The sequence below is a fragment of the Phenylobacterium sp. genome, assembly GCF_046291545.1.
GTDB lineage: Bacteria > Pseudomonadota > Alphaproteobacteria > Caulobacterales > Caulobacteraceae > Phenylobacterium.
This window is the reverse complement of the sequence record NZ_JBKBSM010000010.1, coordinates 1-17,876: the sequence shown is the minus strand read 5'-3', so window position 1 is coordinate 17,876 and position 17,876 is coordinate 1. Positions and strand designations below refer to the sequence as shown.

Genomic DNA, 17,876 nt, shown 5'->3' with positions numbered 1-17,876 from the left:
GCAGGAAGGCGACGATGGACGGCCGCCCCTTTCCCCGCGTGCGCCTCCTGGGCGCGGAAGTCGACCTGGTCACCCCGGACGAGGTGATGGCCTTCACGGCCGCCCGGGTGGCGGCCGGCCGCGGCGGCGTGGTGGCCAACCACAACCTGCACAGCCTGCACCTCTTCCGCCGCTCGGCGCAGATGCGGGACTTCTTCGCCGGGGCCGACCTGATCGAGGCGGATTCCACGCCGCTGATCGCCTGGGGCCGGCTGCTGGGGCTGCCGATCGGCCGGCGGCACCGCTGCACCTACCTCGACTGGCGCGAGGCCTTCTGGCGCATGGCCGCCGAGAAGGGCTGGCGGGTCTTCTACCTGGGCGGGGCGCCGGGGGTGGCCGAGACCGCCGCCGAGCGCCTGCGCGCGCGATGGCCCGGGGTCTCGATCGCCTGCCACGACGGCTACTTCGACCCGGCGCCCGGCTCGGCGCAGGACCGCGCCGTCATCGCGCGTGTTCAGGCCTTCGCCCCGCACGTCCTGTTCGTGGGCATGGGCATGCCGCTGCAGGAGGCCTGGATCGCCGCGCACCGCCAGGCCCTGCCGGACGTCGTGATGTTCTCGGTCGGCGCGGCGTTCGACTATGAGGCCGGGGTCCAGACGGCCGCGCCCCGCTGGATGGGGCGGCTCGGCCTTGAGTGGCTGTTCCGCCTGGCTTCGCAGCCGCGCCGCCTGGCGCGCCGCTACCTGGTCGAGCCCTGGAGCCTGTTGCCGGCGGCCTGGGAGGACCTGCGGGGCCTGCGCCGACGGGCCGCGCCAGCCGCGTCCTGAAGGTCGCAGACCGCGCCAGGGTCTAGGCGCCGCGCCTGCGCATGCTTATCCCTGGCCTCGCGCGGCAGGACCGCGTTCGGGTGGCGAGGGCGTACGGAATGGATCAGCGGATCGTCGCGGCGGACGCGGCGCTGAAGGCGGGGCGGCAGGCCGAGGCGATCGCCCTGCTGATCTCGGTCCTCGAGGAGCTGCCGGACCAGCCGCTTCAGGTCTACCGGGTCCTCTGCCGGCAACTGTTCTTCGCTCGCCGCTTCGAGGAGGGCGCGACCTGGACCGCCCGCGCCACGGCGCGATTCAGCCGTGACGACGAGCTGTGGAACCTGCACGGGGTGATGCTGCGCCAGACCCGCCGCCACGACGAGGCGCTGAAGGCCTTCGACCAGGCGATCAGGCTCAATCCCAAGAACATGAGCGCCCAGAACAACAAGGGCAATGTCTACAACGACCTGGGCGACGGGCCGAAGGCCGAGGCGATCTTCGCCAAGCTGGCGCGCCTGGACCCGCGTAACGCCGAGGTCCACCGGGCCCTCGGCCGCGCCCTGCGCAACCAGGGCAAGCACGCCGCGGCCGCCGCCCGATTCCGCCAGACCGTGGCCCTGAAGAAGGACAGCGTGGACGGCTGGCTCGACCTCTCGGCGGTGGAGGCCGACATCGGGCGCATGGACGCGGCCTTCGAGATCCTCGACAAGGCCATGGAGCACTGCCCCGACGCGCCGCGGCTGAAGGAGGCCCGCGCCGCGATGATGACCGGCGCCGGCCAGTTCCGCGCGGTGGAAGCCTATCTGAACGAGGTGATCGCCCAGGGCGGGGACGCGGCCTGGGTGCAGCACCGGCTGGGCGCGGCCATGGCCGAGTACGACCGGCCCCGCGCCAACACCCACTTGCGCCGCGCGGTGGAGATGGATCCCGCCAATGTGGAGGCGCGCCTGCGCCTGGCCGAGAGCCTGTCGCGCACCCGCGGCCCGCAGGAGGCGGCCAACCTGGAGGAGGCCTACGCCATCCTCAAGGATGTGGCCGACAAGGACCAGCTCGAGATCAGCAACAGCAAGCTCGCCATCGACGTCTTCCGCCGCCTGGCGGCCTACGACGACATGGAGAAGGTCGGCGGCTTCGCCGAACTGGGGCGCTACTGGGCCACCACCGGCAAGCACACCGCGCTTCTGCAGCACCTGGCGAGCGTGAAGACCTTCGAGGACCGCCTGGAGCTGGTGGAACAGCACCGCCTGTTCGGCGAGTGGGCCGAGAAGCGCGCGGCCGCGCACCCGATCAACCACCCGCCCCGCCGGGCCGACCGTTCCAAGATCCGGGTCGGCTTCATGTCCTCGGACCTGCGCAACCATCCGGTCGCCTATTTCGCCCTGCCGCTGTTCGAGCACGTCGACCGCGAGCGGTTCGAGATCTACTGCTATTCGTTCTACCAGGGGGCGGAGGACGCCACCCAGGCCCGGATCACCCAGCTTTCGGACGCCTTCCGCTGGCGGCCGGACATCTCCGACCGCGACGCGGCCCAGATGATCGCCGACGACCAGCTCGACATCCTGTTCGAACTGGGCGGCTCGACCCACATGAACAAGCTGGAGGCCATGGCCTACAAGCCGGCGCCGCTGTCGGCGAGCTGGCTCGGCTATCCGCACTCGGCCGGGGTCAAGGCGATCGACTACCTGGTGATGGACCCCTTCATGATGCCCGAGAAGCCGGGCCTCATGATCGAAAAGCCGCTGATGCTGCCGCACGCCTGGTACGCCCTGGGCTCCATGGCGTTTCGTGAGGAGCCCGCCGTGGAGCCCACGGCGCCGGTCGAGCGCAACGGCTACGTCACCTTCGGCACCGCGAACAATCCCTACAAGTACGGCCGCGAGATGCTGAAGGTGTGGGCCCGGATCGTCGCGGCGACCCCGAACGCGCGGTTCATGTTCGTGCGGCCGGAGGGCGCCTCGGCCATCTTCCGCCGCAACATCGAGGCGATCTTCGCGGCCGAAGGGGTCGGGCGCGAGCGGATCCGCTTCGAGGCGGTGCGCGGCGCCCACCTGCCCTTCTACGGCCAGATCGACATCTCCCTGGACGCCTTCCCCCAGACCGGCGGCACCACCACCTGCGAGGCCCTGTGGATGGGCGTGCCGGTGGTCACCCTGGTCGGCGAGGCGATCTTTGAGCGGCTGAGCTATTCGGTGCTGATGAACCTTGGCCTGGAGGACTTCTGCGCCCGCAGCGTCGAGGCCTACATGCAGGCCGCCACGGCGCTGGCCGCCGACCCTGCGCGCATCGGCGAGCTGCGGCGCACCCTGCGCCCGCGGATGAAGGCGAGTCCCCTGGGCCAGACGCACGCCTTCGCCGACGACTTCTACGCCGCGGTGACGCGCACGGTCCGGGGCGAGGGTCAGGGCGCCGGCTGAGGCCTCAAGCGGGGCGGGCCTGCAGCAGGCCCATCTGCTCCACCCGCCGGTAGTAGCCGACATAGGCGTCCCAGAACGCCGCCTCGTCCCAATCGGCGGGAATCGCCGGCTCGTCGTTCACCCGCACCCGCGGCTCGGGGAACTCGGTCTGGTCCGCCGCCTGCACGAGGCAGGGACGGCCGAGGCGGGCCTGCGCCTCGCGCGCCACGCGCAGGGCGAACGCTCCCTGCTCGCCGACGAACCCGGCGGGCCGCACCACGTCGTCGGGGCCGCGCGAGCCGCCGGTGACGAGGTCGGCGTAGGCGCGGGCGAGCAGGTCCACCGGCAGGTTGTCGCGCACATAGGCCGGGGTTCGCACCACGCCGGGACGGCCCTGCATCCAGGCCTGGAACAGGGACCAGACCAGCCGGCCCTCTTCCCAGGGGCCGAACGGCGCGGCCACCACGAAGCGGGCGAAATCCAGCCCCTCCCACCGGGCGAAGTGGCGCAGGGCCTGGTTGGTCAGGGTCTTGGACAGGCCGTAGGGGCTGACGGCCAGGCTCTCGGGGCCGCTCAGCCGCTCGTCGGCCTCGAAGGTGGTGCCCGTGGCGATCACCCGCCTGGCCCCGCCCTCCTTGAGACGCCGGAACAGACGGCGCATGCCCTCGGTGTTGCGGCGCACTCCCTCGCCGACATCGTAGGCGGGATCGCGGTAGTTCTCGATGGCCGCGGCGTGGTGGGCGAACACGTCAAAGGGGCCGTGCCGGTCGAGCACCGCGTCGATGGCGCTGGTCGTCAGGTCGGCCTCGAAGCAGGCGACGGCCACCTCGGCGACCCGCCGCACCCGCTCGCCCCGCAGGCCGCCGTAGGCGCCCTGCGCCTGCCGGAACGTCGCCACCACATGGCAGCCGCGCGCCGCCAGCGCCTCGGCGATCCACATGCCGCTGAAGGAGCTCGCCCCCGACAGCAGCACGCGCGGCCGGGCCGGTTCAGCCGCCATAGTCCGCGTACCCCGCGTCCCGCGGCGAGATCACCCGCGGGCTGATCGGCCAGTCGATGGAGAAGGCCGGATCGTCCCAGCGCACGCCGCGGTCATGACCGGGCTCGAACTTCGGCGCGATCTGGTAGACCACGTCGCTGGCGTCCTCGAGGGTGATGAAGCCGTGGGCGATCCCCTCGCCGATCAGCACCGCCCGGCCGTTGTCCGCGGAAAGCTCCACCCCCACCCAGCGGCGATGGGTCGGGCTGTCAGGGCGCAGGTCCACCGCCACGTCGAAGATGCGCCCGCGCACGGCGCGCACCAGCTTGGTCTCGGCGTGGGGCGCGGCCTGATAGTGCAGCCCGCGCAGAGTGCCGGCGAGGCGGTTGTGGGACAGGCTGGTCTGGACCGGCGCGAAAGGACTGCCGGCGGCGGCGAACTCGTCCGGACAGTGCAGCCGCGCGAAGTGCCCGCGATCGTCCGCGTGCGGCTCGACGTCCACCACCGTCACGCCGGCGATGAGGGTGGGCGAGAAGCGCATCAGTCCAGGATCTCGACGCGCGGCGAGGCGATCACGAAGCGGCCGCCCCACTCGCGGATATGGGCGAGCTGGCCCATGATCTCGTCCTTTAGGTTCCACGGCAGGATCACGAGATAGTCCGGCTTCACCTGCGCCACCTGCGCCGGCGACAGGATCGGCACGTGGCTGCCGGGCAGGAAGCGGCCCTGCTTGTGCGGATTGGCGTCGAAGGCCCAGGCGATGTCCCTGGCGTCCACGCCGCAGTAGTTGAGGAAGGTGTTGCCCTTGGCCGCCGCGCCATAGGCGCCGACCCGCTTGCCCTCGGCCTTGGCGCGGGCCAGGAAGCCCAGGAAGTCCTCGCGCACCGCCGCCACCTTCCGGGCGAAGCCGCCGTAGGTCTCCAGCCGCCGAAGGCCCGCTTCGTCCTCCTGCCGGCGCAGGGCCGCCAGGGCCTCGGTCTCGGCATGGGCGGAGGCCTCGTGGGCGCAGAACAGCCGCAGGGAGCCGCCATGGGTGTCCAGGCGCTCGACGTCGAACGCCCGCAGGCCGCCCGCCTTCAGCACCTGCTCCACCGCCAGCAGGGACAGGTAGGAGAAGTGCTCGTGGTAGATGGTGTCGAACTGCACCTTCTCGATCAGGTTCAGGAGGTGCGGGAACTCGAAGGTCAAGACGCCCTGCGGCTTCAGCACGTGGCGGAAGCCGGCCACGAAGTCGCCGATGTCCGGCACGTGGGCGAGGACGTTGTTGGCCGCCATCAGGTCGGCCTGCACCCCGCGTGCGGCCAGCGCCGCGCCGGTTTCGGCGTTGAAGAACATAACCTCGGTCGGCACGCCGCGCTCGCGGGCGGCCTCGGCGGTGTTGGCCGTGGGTTCGATCCCCAGCACCGGCACGCCCATGGCGACGAAGTGCTGCAACAGATATCCGTCGTTGGAGGCCACCTCCACCACCAGCGACTGCGGCCCCAGGGAGAAGCGCGCCGCCATGGCCTGGGCGTAGCGCCGCGCGTGCGCCACCCAGCTTTCCGAGTAGGAGGAGAAATAGGCGTAGCCCGCGTCGAAGATCGCATCGGCCGCCACCGGATCGTCCACCTGCACCAGGAAGCAGCGCCCGCAGACCCGCGCGTGCAGGGGGAAAGCCCGCTCGGTCCCGGCGTCGAGTTCGGCCTGGGTCAGATAGCTGTTGGCCAGGGGCTGCTCGCCGAGGTCCAGGAAGGTGGTCGTCAGGGGCGCGCGGCAGAAGCGGCAGGCGGGGGCGGTCATCAAAGGCTCTCGTAGCGGGCGATCTGGTCCAGGCAAAGGGTGCGGGCGTCCTCGCCCTCCCCCTGGCGGCGGTACCAGTCCATGGTCCAGTCGACGGCGGCGGGCGCGTCGAGCCGGCTTTCGAAGCCGAGCACGCGGCGCGCCTGGGTCGCGTCGATGCCGAGGGCGCGGGCCTCGAGCGAGTGCGGATCGGGCTCGTGGCGCCAGGGCCGCGCGCCGAGGGCCTGGACCGCGCGGGTCGCGAGCTCGCCCACCGTCACCTCGGGGCCGCCGGGGCGGGGGCCGAAGTTCATGGCCCGCGGCGTCGCCGGCGCCTGCGTCAGGGCCTGCAGATAGACGAGGTAGCCGGCCACGCAGTCCAGCACGTGCTGCCAGGGCCGGGTCGCTTCGGGGTGGCGAAGGACCGTCTCGGCCTGGCCGCGCGCGGCGCGGACGATGTCGGCCACGAGCCGGTCGCGGGAGAAGTCGCCGCCGCCGATCACATTGCCGCCGCGGGCGGTGGCCAGGGGCACGCCGGCCTGGACGTAGAAGCTCCTGGCGTAGCTTTGCACCACGATCTCGGCCGCCGCCTTGGAGGCCGAATAGGGGTCCTTGCCGCCCAGGGCGTCGTCCTCGGCGAAGGCGCGGCCGGTCTCGGCGTTGGCGTAGACCTTGTCGGAGGTCACCACCAGAACCGCGGCCAGCGCCGGCTGGGCGCGCAGCGCCTGCAGCAGGTGGGCCGTGCCCATGATGTTGGTGGAGAAGGTGCCGACCGGATCCTCGATCGAGGCCCGCACGATAGGCTGGGCCGCCATGTGCAGCACCAGGTCGAAGGTGCGGCCCGCCAGCGCCGCCTCCACGGCGGCCGCATCGCGCAGGTCGACGATCAGCGAGGCGATCGCCGCGCCGACGCCCGCCAGGTCGAACAGGGCGGGGCTCTGGTCCGGCGCCAGGGAAAGGCCGGTGACCTGCGCCCCCAGGCGCTGGAGCCAAAGGGCCGCCCACGCGCCCTTGAAACCCGTGTGCCCGGTCAGCAGAACGCGCTTGCCCGCCCAGAAGCGCGGATCGGGGCGGCTCATCGCCAGACGCGCCAGGGCGCCTCGCCGGACGCCCACAGGGCCTCCAGGTGGTTCTTGTCGCGCAGGGTGTCCATGGCCGCCCAGAAGCCGTCGTGCCGCCAGGCCATCAGCTGTCCGTCGCGGGCGAGGCTTTCCAGCGGCGCCGATTCGAACGGGATCGCGTCGCCGGCGATGCGGTCCAGCACCTGCGGCTGCAGGACGAAGAAACCGCCGTTGATGAGGCCGTTGTCCCCCGGCGGCTTTTCGATGAACCGCTCCACCCGCCCCTCGACGATGTCCAGCGCGCCATAGCGCCCCGGCGGGGCGACCGCCGTGACCGTCGCCTCGCGGCCGTGGCCCTTGTGGAAAGCGGCCAGGGCGGTCAGGTCCACGTCGGACACGCCGTCGCCGTAGGTGAGGAAGAACGGCTCGCCGGGGGGCAGATAGCCGCCCACCCGCTTCAGGCGCCCGCCGGTCATCGTCTCCGGCCCGGTGTCCACCAGGGTCACCCGCCAGGGCTCTGAGTTGGTGGCGTGGTACTCGATCCCGCCCTTGCCCAGGTCGACGGTGATGTCGGCGTTATGCAGCACGTAGTTGGCGAAGTACTCCTTCACCATGTAGCCGCGGTAGCCCAGGCAGACGATGAAGTCGTTGAAGCCGTGGTGCGAGAACAGCTTCATGATGTGCCAAAGGATCGGCCGCCCGCCGATCTCGATCATCGGCTTGGGCCGAAGATGGCTCTCCTCGGAGATTCGTGTGCCCAGCCCTCCGGCCAGTATGACCGCCTTCATCGCCGCGCCGCCTCAGGCGATCCGCTTGATGAAGGCGTCGGGCCAGTAGGTCACGCGCTCGGCCACGACCCCTTCGTTGAAGGGGAACTTCGGCTCCTCGATGACGAAGCGCTTGTCCTCGGCCACGAAGGCGTGGGCGGCGGCCTTGGGATTGTTCCAGTCCCAGTCGTCGGCCGTGCGCGGGCCGCCCTTGACCTGTTCCATGATGCCGTCGGTGGCCACGATGTAGGAGCCGACGTTGACCATCGGGCCATAGGCCCGCAGTTCGTCCAGCACGTGGCCCTTGGAATGGTTGGAATCGAGCACCACCAGCACGGTCTCCCCCGGCTGGATCAGCGCGCGCACCTGGTCGACCACCTCCGGCGCGGTGGAGGAGCCCTCGATCAGCTCGATGCGCTTCTTCATCTCGTGCGCTTCGATGGCGGTGCGGTTGTGCGGGCGAATCTCGATGTCGACGCCGATCACCCGGCCCTTGCCCATCGCCTCGAACAGGGAGGCGTAGAAGATGAGCGAGCCGCCGTGCGCCACGCCGGTCTCCACCAGCACGTCGGGCTTGAGAGCGTAGATCACCTCCTGCAGGCGGATCATGTCCTCCGGCAGTTGGATCACCGGCCGGCCCATCCAGGCGAAGGAATAGACGTACTTCGAATCCCAGGTGGCCCGCAGCCAGGCCCGCGAGGCGGCGGCGAAGCCTTCGGCCGTGGCCAGGCTGTAGCGGGTTTCGGTCTCGCCGTTGCGGACGATGACCTCTCCGCGTTCTTCGTCGATAGTGGTGATCAAGACCCCGACCTTCCGGTGGGCCGCGCGGGCGACGCCCCGCGGCCTCCAATTTGCAGCGGTCCCCCTATTATCGCGTGTCGCGCGCCCTATGAAGCCGTATCCATGGCGGCGGAACGGACGGAGTCCTCGTGCGGGTCGAGTTCATCATCATTGGCGTACAGAAGGGAGGCACGACCGCCCTCTTCGACTATCTGTCCGACGAGCCGGGGGTGGCCCTGTCGCGCACCAAGGAGGTCCACTTCTTCGACGACGAGAGCGTCGACTGGGCCGAGCCGGACTACGCCCGCTATCACGCCCGCTTCGACCCGGAGGCTAGCGGCCTGCGCGGGGAGGCGACGCCGATCTACGTCTACTGGCCCAACAGCCTGGAGCGCATCGCCGCCTACAACCCCAAGGCCCGGCTGATCCTGATGCTGCGTGATCCGGTGGAGCGAGCCTGGTCGCACTGGCGCATGGAGTTCGCCCGCGGGGCGGAGACCAAGCCGTTTTCCTGGTGCATCCGCCAGGGGCGGGCGCGGCTGCTGGAGGCCGAGCCCTGGGGCCATCACCGCGAGTTCAGCTATGTGGAACGCGGCTTCTACGGTGAACAGGTCGAGCGGCTGTTTCGGCTGTTCCCCCCCGAGCAGGTGCTGATCCTGAAGTCGGACGACCTGCGCGCCGATCCCGCCGTCGCGCTTGGGCGGGTGAACCGCTTCCTAGACCTGCCGGCGCCCGGCGAGGTGGCCCCTCGGGAGGTGCACGTCGGCGCGGAGATGGGCGGCCTGGGGGCCGAGGACGCGGCCTACCTGCGCCGGCTCTACGCCCGGGACATGGCGCGGTTGAAGGATCTGACGGGGATATCGTTCGGCTAGGGCCTCATTTTCGGCGCGAGGGCCGCGCAGGCTCGCGCCGCCCGCGACGCACGAAGGACCACCCGCCGATGCGCCCTGCCCGCCTCCTGCCCTTCGCCCCGCCATGCTGGGCCCTGCCGTCCCTGGCCCTCCTGCTGAGCGCCTGCGCCCGCGCCGAAGCGCCCAAGGCGCCGGAGGGGCCGCGCCTGGTGCTGCCGGTGGCCTGCCGGATCGGCGACGCCTGCGAGGTGCAGACCTATGTCGACAAGGACGCCAGCGTCGGGGTGCAGGACTATATGTGCGGGGAGCGCACGAACGAGGGCCACGACGGGGTGGACATCCGGGTGCTGGACCTGGCCGCCCAGGCGCGGGGGGTCGATGTGCTGGCCGGCGCCGACGGGCGGGTGGCGCGGCTGCGCGACGGCATGGCCGACGTCTCGATTGCGGCGCCGGACGCGCCGCTGGTCGCCGGCCAGGAATGCGGCAACGGCGTGGTCATCGACCATGGGGACGGGTGGGAGACCCAGTATTGCCACCTGGCGCGCGGCAGCGTGCGGGTGAAGGTGGGCGAACAGGTGCGCGCCGGCCAGCCGATCGCCCGGGTCGGCCTGTCGGGCCAGACCGAGTTCCCGCACCTGCACCTGGCGGTGCGCCACGACGGGGTGGCGGTCGACCCGTTCTCGCCCGATCCCTACGCCGAGGCCTGCCAGCCGCAGCCCGGGCTCTGGACGGCGGAGGCGGCGCGCCAGCTCGCCTACAAGACCGGGGCGGTGCTGAACACAGGCTTCGCCGCGGCCCCCGTCGACATGGCGGCGGTCGAGGGCGGCGCCGTCGGGGCGCCGGGGCCGGATGCGCCGGTGCTCGTGGCCTACGTCCGCGCCATCAACCTGGAGGGCGGGGACGTGCAGGAGCTGACCCTGCGGGGCCCGGACGGCGCGATCCTGGCGACCTCGACGCTGCCGCCGCTCGACCGGGCCAAGGCGCAGTACATGATGTTCGTGGGCAAGAAGCGCCCGCCGGAAGGCTGGCCGGGGGGCGTCTATGTCGCCAGCTACCGGGTCTCGCGCAACGGCCAGGCGGCGCTCAGCCGGTCGTGGCGGCTGGAGTGGCCCGGCGATCCCGGACAAAGCCTTTCCAAAGCGGAAATCCAAAGCTCACAAAAGCGTTGAACGCCGGAGAGTCCCTTTCCCGGGACCGTCGACTAGGCTACAGTTCCGTGTCAGCCTAGCTCTCCATGGCTGTGTCGCTTTGGCCGGGTTGCGGACTTAACGAGCTCCGCAGCCCGGCCTTTCGCGTTTTGGGCCGGGCCCGTCTTCTCAACGTTCGATGATCTCTGCGCCGCCGCGCCTTAGGCGGCCGCACGCCTGCGCCCAGGCGTCGGCGAGACGGAACGTCTGCGCCCCGGCTTCGCACACCCGCCCAGACAGGAAGGGGCCGCCCAAACGAAAAGGGCCGCCCCGAAGGGCGGCCCAAAGTCGTTCGACTTAGATCGACGCCGTTAGACGATGTTGGTGTCGCTGATGTCGCCCAGGGTCTTGCCGACCAGGACGATGGCGTCGGTCGACGTGCCGGTGCCGGCCGAGTCGATGAACACCACCACGTCCGAGCCGACCTGCACGGCCGCGTAGAGCACCGTGCCGTCGATCGCCGCGTCGGCCGCAGCCAGCGCCGTGTCGTAGGTGTAGGTGCCGGCGATTTCCGTGTAGGTCGACGGCGTGGCGGCCACACCGGTGCTGATGCTGTCGGCCGAGGTCCAGTCGAGGATCTGGTCGATGAAGCCCGCGGTCTTACCGGAGTCGCCCGCCGTCGTGTAGACGAAGGTGTCGGAACCAGCGCCGCCCGTCAGGAAGTCCTTCTGGGTGCCGCCTTCGATGGTGTCGTTGCCAGCGCCACCGTTGATGGTGTCGTTGATGGCAGCCGAAGCGCCGTCAGCGCCCAGGATCGAGTCGTTGCCGTCGCCGCCGGTCAGGCTGTTGGCCGCCGTCGAGCCGGTGACTTCGATCGTGTCGTTGCCCGCACCGCCGTCGACCACGTTCGCGCCGGCTTCGGCGTCGATCGTGTCAGCGCCGTCGCCACCGTTGATGGTGTCGGCGTTGGCGCCGCCGGTGATGTCGTCGTCGCCGAGGTCGCCGCTCAGGAAGTTCGCGCCTTCCTCACCGTCGATCACGTCGCCGTCTTGACCACCGAGGATGGTGTCGGCGTTGGCGCCGCCGGTGATGGTGTCAGCACCGATGTTGCCGTTGACGAAGTTCGTGCCTTCACCGGCGTCGATGTTGTCGGCGTCCTGACCACCGTAGATCGTGTCCGCGCCGCTGCCGGCGGTGATCGTGTCGCCGCCCGCGTTGCCTTGGATCACGTTCGCGCCACCGGCGGTCGCGTTGATCGTGTCAGCGCCAGCGCCACCGAAGATGGTGTCGTTGCCGGCGCCGCCGGTCACGGAGTCGGCGTCATCGCCAGCTTCGACGTAGTTGTTGCCGCCGGCCGCGAGGGTGATGGTGTCAGCACCAGCCGCGCCGTAGACGGTGTCGTTGCCAGCGCCAGAGGTGATGCTGTCGGCGCCGAGGTCGCCGCTCAGGTAGTCGTTGCCGCCGGCGCCGTCGATGGTGTCGGTGCCTTGACCGCCGAGCAGGGTTTCAGCGCCCGCGCCGCCGACGATGGTGTCGTTGCCGAGGTTGCCGTTCACGAAGTTCGCACCGCCGTTGGCGCCGGAGATCGTGTCGTTGTCGGCGCCGCCGTAGATGGTGTCGTTGCCGGTGCCGTCGGTGATGGTGTCGCCGCCGGCGTTGCCCTGGATCAGGTTGGCGCCGTTGCCGGCGTTCAGGGTGTCAGCGCCGCCGCCGCCGTAGATGGCGTCGTTGCCGCCCACCAGGGTGACGTTGTCGCCGGCGGTGTTGTCGCCGACGTACAGCTGCGAGCCGTCAGCGAACACGAAGACGTTGTTCGTGCCGGTGATGCCGGTTTGCGGGAAGCCCGCGACCGTGACGCCGCCGATGGTGACCGTGATCGAGGCCGGGACCGTCGGGGTCGCGGCGACGTAGGTCACCGACGCGGTGTTCGCCGAGCCGGCGGCCACGATGATGTTGTCGTTGGTCGAGTCGATGGTCGCGGCCTGGGCCGAGGTCATCGTCTCAAAATTATAAGTCGCCATAGATCTCTCCAGTCTGTGTCACACGGACCCCTGGTGCGCTTGGCCCCCATCCGCGATGGAGCGGCCCCAGCGATCCATTACCCCCACGCCATAGCATGGCCTAGGCGAAGGTTAAACGAGCCCGAGGAAGACGTATCGGATGCGTCGAAAATGCGCAACTGCAAAAACACCCCCGAACCCCTTTGCGCGACAGGCATAGGCATGCATGCCGCACCTATCCTTTACTGTTCCCTAAAAGCGTCGTTAAGCGTGTCGGTGATGGGCGACACAAGATAAGCCAGGATCGTCCGTTTCCCCGTCACGATGAGCGCCGTCGCGGGCATTCCGGGAGTCAGTCGCGCGCCGTTGGCGAACTTGCGCACATCCTCGGGGTTGATTCGCAGGTCGGCGACAAAGAAGCCCTTGCCTGTCTTCTCGTCCACGCGCTGATCGGCCGAGACGGTCATCACCTTGGCCGGGATCGGGCTGACGAAACGCTGGTTGAGGCCGACAAGTTGCACGCGCGCGTCCATCCCGATGCGGACGTTGTCGATGTCCTGCGGCCGCACCTGCACCGAGACCACCAGGGGCTCGTTCACCGGCACCACGTCCATCAGCACCTCGCCCGCGCCGGCGACGCCGCCCACGGTGTGCTGGCTGAGGTTCAGGACATAGCCGTCGACCGGCGATCGCACGAGGGTCTCGGCCAGGGTCTGCTTGGCCGCCGCCAGGCGCGGGGTCACGTCGGCGAGCCGGGCCTGCATGTCGCGCAGGCCTTCGGCGGCCTGGCTCTGGCGCTGGTCGCGCAGGCTGGCGAGCTGCATGCGCGTCTCGCCCATCTGCTCGCGGGTGCGGGTGATGTCGGAGATCAGCGAGCCCTTGCGCCCGGCGAGGTCGGCCAGGGAGCGCTCGTAGCGCAGGATCAGGGTCTTGGGCGCGAAGCCCTTTTCGTTCAGCGTGCGGTAGCCGGCCAGTTCCTCCTGGGTCAGCCGCACCTGCTCGTCGATGGCGTCGACCTGGGACTGCAGGCCCTCGATACGCGTGTCGAGCTGGTCCATGCGCTGGTCCAGCACCGCCTTCTGGCTGTTGAAGAGCTGCAGGCGCGAGGTGAACAGGAACTGCTGGTCGCGAATCACCGCGGCCACCTGCGGATCGGACATCCGCGCCATCAGTTCGGGCGGGAAGTCGATCGCGCCCTTGCCCGTGGCCTCGGCCTCATACCGGGCGCTCTGGGCGGCGTAGCTGTCGTAGCCGCTCTGCAGCACCGAGACCTGCGCCTTGGCCTGGACCTCGTCGAACAGAATCAGGGGCTGGCCCGCACGCACGCGCTGGCCTTCCTTCACGTAGATCGCCCGCACCGTGCCGGTCTCGCGGTGGCGCAGGGTCTTGCGGTTGGATTCCACCCGCACCTGGCCGGTGGCGGAGATGCCGGAGTTGATCGGCGTCGCCGCCGCCCACACCCCGAGCCCCAGGACGAAGACGCCCACGATCACCGAGCCGACCATGATCGGCCGCTGGATCCGCTGCTTCAGGTCCGACCGCTCGGCCTGGGTCTCGGCGTCGCCGTCGAAGTCGGGGGTGACGTAGTCGCGGTGGCGCCCAATATCGATCTTCATCGGCCGCCCTCGATCGTGCGCACTTCCGCAGGCTTGATGATGCGGCTCAGCACCGCGTCACGGGGACCGAAGGCCTCCTGCCGGCCGTCGCGCAGCACCAGCATCTTGTCGGCGGTGCGGAACACCGGGACCTTGTGCGAGACGATGACGATGGTCGCCCCGCGGGCCTTCATGGTCTCCAGGGCCGCCATCAGGGCGTTCTCGCCGTCGGTGTCCAGGCTGGCGTTGGGCTCGTCGAGCACCAGGAACGCCGGATCGCCCAAGAGGGCGCGGGCCAGGCCCACCCGCTGACGCTGGCCGGCGGACAGCACCACCCCGCTCTCGCCGATGTCGGTCTCGTAGCCCTTGGGCAGGCGCAGGATCAGGTCGTGCACGTTGGCCATCTGGGCGGCGCGGATCACGTCGTCGTCGGTCACGTCGTCGCGGAAGCGGGCGATGTTGTCGCGCACCGTGCCGGCGAAGAGTTCGGTGTCCTGCGGCAGGTAGCCGACGTGCCGGCCGAAATCGGCGCGCTCCCAGGAGAAGACGTCCGCGCCGTCCAGGCGCACGGCGCCCTGCAGCGGCCGCCAGATGCCGACCAGGAGGCGCGACAGGGTCGACTTGCCCGCGCCGGAGGGGCCGATCACCCCCAGGGTCTCGCCGGGCTCGACCACGAAGTTGAGGCCGATCAGGGTCGGCTTGGGCGCGCCCGGCGGGGTGAAGACCACCCCCTCGACCGACAGGCGGCCGGCAGGGCGCGGCAGGGTGGTGTTAACCGTCTGCGGCTCGGCCCGGGTGAGCAGGTTGGTGACCCGCTCGTGGGCGCGCACGCCGTTGTTCAGGCTCTCCCAGGCGCCGACGATGCGCTCGATGGGGGCCAGGGCCCGGCTCGCCAGGATCATGTTGGCGAACAGCATCGCCGAGTGGATCTCGCCGGCGATGATCAACTGGGCGCCCAGGGCGATGACCAGGATCTGGATGCCCATCCGCACGGCCTTGATGGCGTCGGAGTAGGCGTTGTTGGCCTCGCTGGCGTCGGCGCCGCGTTCGATCGCCACCCGCCGGTGCTTGGCCCAGGCGCCGCCCAGCCGCGGCAGCATGCCCATGGCCCGCACCACCTCGCCGTTGCGCAGGGCCGCGTCGGTGAAGGCGTAGCTGCGCAGGGCCGCGTCGTTGGCGTCCTTGAGGGCCGGGCGGGTCGCCCGTTCCTGCAGCAGGGCCAGGCCGAAGAGCACGATCGCCCCCGCCGTGGTCACCCCGCCCACCACCGGGTCGATCACCCACAGCAGGATCAGGAACACCGGGATCCACGGCAGATCGAAGAAGGCCGCCGCCCCGACCCCGGTGAGGGTCTGGCGGAAGGTGTCCAGGTCGCGCAGCGCCTGCGAGCGCGCGCCGGGTTCGCCGCGCAGGGAGGCGTCGAACAGCGCCGAGAACAGCCGGCCGGAGACCTGCTGGTCCATGGCCACGCCGTAGTTGATGAGGATGCGCGCCCGGTAGTCGTCGACCACGCTGGAGATGACGAACACGAACAGGGTGGCCAGGGTCAGCACCCAGAGCGTTTCCGAGCTCTGGCTGGTCAGCACGCGGCCGTAGATCTGGAACGTGAAGATCGGCATCGCCAGGTAGAGCAGGTTGCTCACCAGGCTGAAGCCGAAGGCGAACATCAGCGGCGTGCGTCCCGCCTTGAGCGCGCGCATCAGCACGGTGTCGGGCTGGTTGGTGAGAAAGCTGAAGATCTTCATGCTCGCCGAGCCGTTCCGCGATTCGTCACCGACAATGGGCCCCGTAACATTGCGGAATTGGTGACCGCTCGCCACGCCGGGCCCCGCGTCCCCGGCGAGCGCCGTCGAAGTCGCGACACATGAGCGGAGGCCGGAGCGATGTCAATGGCGGCGCCCCGCGCGTCCGGGTCGCAGCCTTTCTTCGCCCGTCGCGTGTGCTAAGCACGCAACGGACGCCAGCCGGGAGCGGTGGAACGTGGCCAGGGTCGCGATCATCGGAAGTTGCATAACCCGCGATCTGTGGCCGATCCGTGGCGACGGAAACGAGGGTCTCTGTTACATCTCGCGCACCAGCCTGCCGAGCCTGTTCACGCCGGCGCTGCGGGGGGTCACGCCGGTCTTTCCGCCGCCGGCGGGCCTGACGGAGTCCCAGCATCGGGCGGTGCTGAGGGATCTGAGCAAGCAGGCGCTGCAGACGCTGCTTGCCCACCGCCCGACGCACATCATCTTCGACTTCATCGACGAGCGGTTCGACCTGCTCGCCGTTCAGGGGACGCTGGTCACCCACAGCTGGGAGCTCGAGACCAGCGGCTACCTCGGCCAGCCCGCCTTCGACCAAGCCCGCACGATCGCGCGCACCTCCGGGGCCTGCACCGGGCTATGGCGGGCGGCGGCGGCGGAACTGACGGCCTTCATCCGCGCCACGCCCCTGGCCGAGGCGCGGATGATCCTGCACGAGGCCCGCTGGGCCGAGCGCTATCGCGACGGCGCCGGCCGCACCCGCCCTTTCGGCGAGGACCTGGCGATCTGGCAGGGCAAGCCGGCCTCGGCGGCCGAGCACAACCGGCTGCTCGCCGCCTACGACGCCTGGTTTCTGGAACTCAACCCCGGGGCCGTGCGGGTGGCCGCGCCGCGCCACCGGCTGGCCGACGCCGGCCACCGCTGGGGCCTTAGCCCCTTCCACTATGTGGAGCCCTACTACGAGGAGATCTGGAGCCAGCTCCAGGCCGTCGGCGTCACGCTCCCGCGGGCGGCCGCGCCAGCCCCGCCCAGTGTTCCAGCGGCGTGACGCCCAGGGGGATCTCCGCGGCGTTGGCCGCCAGATAGGCCAGGGTCGGGAAGCCGGGCCGCGCCTCGCCGACCTCCCAGGCCCCCCGGCGCACGTAGTCGACCAGCGGATTGGCGCCCGCCAGGGCCTCGCCGCGGGCGGCGGCGTAGTGGGTGGTGCTGAACCAGGGGCTGGGGTCGCGGCCCTCGTCGGCGCCCCTGGTCAGGTAGTGGATCAGCGGCTCCGGTCCTGCGCCCGGCGCCTCGCCGCCCTGCTCGCGATACCAGGCCGGGTCGACCAGGGGATGCGGCTTCAGCCCCTTGGCCGAGCCGACGGTGAAATAGTGGACCAGCAGGGGACGGTCCTCGCCGTCGCCGGGTTCGAGCTGGGCCTTGTAGTAGTCCGGCCGGAACAGGGGATGGGGGCTGAGCCCCCTGGCCGCGCCCTCGCGCATGTAGTGGCTGACCGGGTCCTCGCCGCTGGCGGCCAGCTCCGGCGCCTGGGCGAGATAGAAGGCCGTGTCGAACACCGCGTGGGGATCGCGCCCCTCGTGGCAGCCCACCAGCAGGTAGTGCGCCAGCGGGGTGAGCCCGGTGGCGGCCAGGGCCTCGGCGTTGGCCCGGGCGTAGAAGGCGCCGTCGAACAGCGGATGCGGCGAGCGGCCCTCGTAGCCGCCGTCCATCAAGTAGTGGACGAGGGGGCTGCGCCGGCCGCCGGCGACGTCCGGATAGTGGGCCAGGTACCAGTCCTGGTCGAACAGGGCCGCAGGCGGCACGCCGGGCGTGGGGCCGCGCCGGGCGTAGGCGGCCATGAAGCGCAGGTCGTGCAAGCGCCCCCCCAGACCCGCGCCGCTCCGCCGCCAGACCCCCGAGCGGGCCAGGATCAGCGCCCCGCCCGGCGAGCGCAGCCGCGCCAGGACCTTGTCCAGAGCGCGCCCGGCGCCGCCGCGCCGCCGCGGGCGCGCACGGCCGCGGCGGGCGTCAACGAAGCGCGCCAGCGCCAGGGCCT

At 70.8% G+C, this 17,876-nt stretch carries 15 protein-coding genes; 5 read left to right on the top strand and 10 right to left on the bottom strand.

Annotated elements, in window-relative coordinates; translation table 11 throughout:
- The first annotated feature begins 14 nt into the window (after positions 1-14).
- Together ACK4YQ_RS16360 and ACK4YQ_RS16355 are read left to right on the top strand one after the other, a co-directional pair.
- The gene (locus tag ACK4YQ_RS16360; protein ID WP_409612744.1) at positions 15-806 is read left to right on the top strand and encodes a WecB/TagA/CpsF family glycosyltransferase; all 792 of its coding nucleotides are present in this window, start codon (positions 15-17) and stop codon (positions 804-806) included.
- A 98-nt stretch (positions 807-904) separates the two neighbouring features.
- Complete coding sequence (locus ACK4YQ_RS16355) at positions 905-3,199, top strand: tetratricopeptide repeat protein (RefSeq protein WP_409612742.1); 2,295 nt, start codon at positions 905-907, stop codon at positions 3,197-3,199.
- A gap of 4 nt (positions 3,200-3,203) precedes the next feature.
- On the opposite strand, the gene ACK4YQ_RS16350 is transcribed toward ACK4YQ_RS16355, so the two are convergent.
- The 6 genes from ACK4YQ_RS16350 to ACK4YQ_RS16325 are packed head-to-tail and all read right to left on the bottom strand — an operon-like array spanning position 3,204 to position 8,544.
- Complete coding sequence (locus ACK4YQ_RS16350; protein WP_409612741.1) at positions 3,204-4,178, bottom strand: NAD-dependent epimerase/dehydratase family protein; 975 nt, start codon at positions 4,176-4,178, stop codon at positions 3,204-3,206.
- Positions 4,168-4,698, bottom strand: coding sequence for a dTDP-4-dehydrorhamnose 3,5-epimerase (gene rfbC / locus ACK4YQ_RS16345; protein ID WP_409612740.1), 531 nt, complete (start codon positions 4,696-4,698; stop codon positions 4,168-4,170). Before rfbC ends, ACK4YQ_RS16350 begins: the two co-directional genes overlap by 11 nt.
- Positions 4,698-5,936 carry a methyltransferase domain-containing protein gene (locus ACK4YQ_RS16340; protein WP_409612739.1) on the bottom strand — a complete coding sequence of 413 codons (1,239 nt, stop codon included), beginning with the start codon at positions 5,934-5,936 and terminating at the stop codon, positions 4,698-4,700. The genes rfbC and ACK4YQ_RS16340 overlap by 1 nt, the downstream gene beginning before the upstream one ends.
- Positions 5,936-6,994 carry a CDP-glucose 4,6-dehydratase gene (gene rfbG, locus ACK4YQ_RS16335; RefSeq protein WP_409612737.1) on the bottom strand — a complete coding sequence of 353 codons (1,059 nt, stop codon included), beginning with the start codon at positions 6,992-6,994 and terminating at the stop codon, positions 5,936-5,938. The genes ACK4YQ_RS16340 and rfbG overlap by 1 nt, the downstream gene beginning before the upstream one ends.
- The gene (gene rfbF, locus ACK4YQ_RS16330; RefSeq protein ID WP_409612736.1) at positions 6,991-7,764 is read right to left on the bottom strand and encodes a glucose-1-phosphate cytidylyltransferase; all 774 of its coding nucleotides are present in this window, start codon (positions 7,762-7,764) and stop codon (positions 6,991-6,993) included. The genes rfbG and rfbF overlap by 4 nt, the downstream gene beginning before the upstream one ends.
- Positions 7,765-7,776: 12 nt before the next feature.
- Entirely contained in the window at positions 7,777-8,544 is a 768-nt protein-coding gene (locus ACK4YQ_RS16325) for a cephalosporin hydroxylase family protein (RefSeq protein WP_409612735.1), read from the bottom strand.
- A 128-nt stretch (positions 8,545-8,672) separates the two neighbouring features.
- Here ACK4YQ_RS16325 and ACK4YQ_RS16320 point away from each other — a divergent pair, with 128 nt between their 5' ends.
- Together ACK4YQ_RS16320 and ACK4YQ_RS16315 are read left to right on the top strand one after the other, a co-directional pair.
- Entirely contained in the window at positions 8,673-9,395 is a 723-nt protein-coding gene (locus ACK4YQ_RS16320; RefSeq protein ID WP_409612733.1) for a sulfotransferase domain-containing protein, read from the top strand.
- 68 nt (positions 9,396-9,463) lie between these two features.
- Positions 9,464-10,543: a M23 family metallopeptidase gene (locus ACK4YQ_RS16315; protein ID WP_409612731.1), complete on the top strand. Its 1,080-nt coding sequence runs from the start codon at positions 9,464-9,466 to the stop codon at positions 10,541-10,543.
- Positions 10,544-10,872: 329 nt separating this feature from the next.
- Here ACK4YQ_RS16315 and ACK4YQ_RS16310 read toward each other — a convergent pair whose 3' ends face one another.
- The 3 genes from ACK4YQ_RS16310 to ACK4YQ_RS16300 all read right to left on the bottom strand — a co-directional run bounded on the left by ACK4YQ_RS16310 (position 10,873) and on the right by ACK4YQ_RS16300 (position 15,841).
- Positions 10,873-12,522 carry a calcium-binding protein gene (locus tag ACK4YQ_RS16310; protein ID WP_409612730.1) on the bottom strand — a complete coding sequence of 550 codons (1,650 nt, stop codon included), beginning with the start codon at positions 12,520-12,522 and terminating at the stop codon, positions 10,873-10,875.
- Positions 12,523-12,743: 221 nt separating this feature from the next.
- Complete coding sequence (locus ACK4YQ_RS16305; protein ID WP_409612728.1) at positions 12,744-14,117, bottom strand: HlyD family type I secretion periplasmic adaptor subunit; 1,374 nt, start codon at positions 14,115-14,117, stop codon at positions 12,744-12,746.
- On the bottom strand, positions 14,114-15,841 hold the full coding sequence (locus tag ACK4YQ_RS16300; protein ID WP_409612726.1) for a type I secretion system permease/ATPase: 1,728 nt from the start codon (positions 15,839-15,841) through the stop codon (positions 14,114-14,116). Before ACK4YQ_RS16300 ends, ACK4YQ_RS16305 begins: the two co-directional genes overlap by 4 nt.
- Positions 15,842-16,076: 235 nt before the next feature.
- Here ACK4YQ_RS16300 and ACK4YQ_RS16295 point away from each other — a divergent pair, with 235 nt between their 5' ends.
- Positions 16,077-16,889, top strand: a complete 813-nt coding sequence (locus tag ACK4YQ_RS16295) for a DUF6270 domain-containing protein (protein ID WP_409612724.1) — start codon at positions 16,077-16,079, stop codon at positions 16,887-16,889.
- On the opposite strand, the gene ACK4YQ_RS16290 is transcribed toward ACK4YQ_RS16295, so the two are convergent.
- The coding region (locus ACK4YQ_RS16290) for a hypothetical protein (protein WP_409612723.1) at positions 16,837-17,876 on the bottom strand (1,040 nt) is incomplete at its 5' end. The two genes, ACK4YQ_RS16295 and ACK4YQ_RS16290, sit on opposite strands and share 53 nt — an antisense overlap.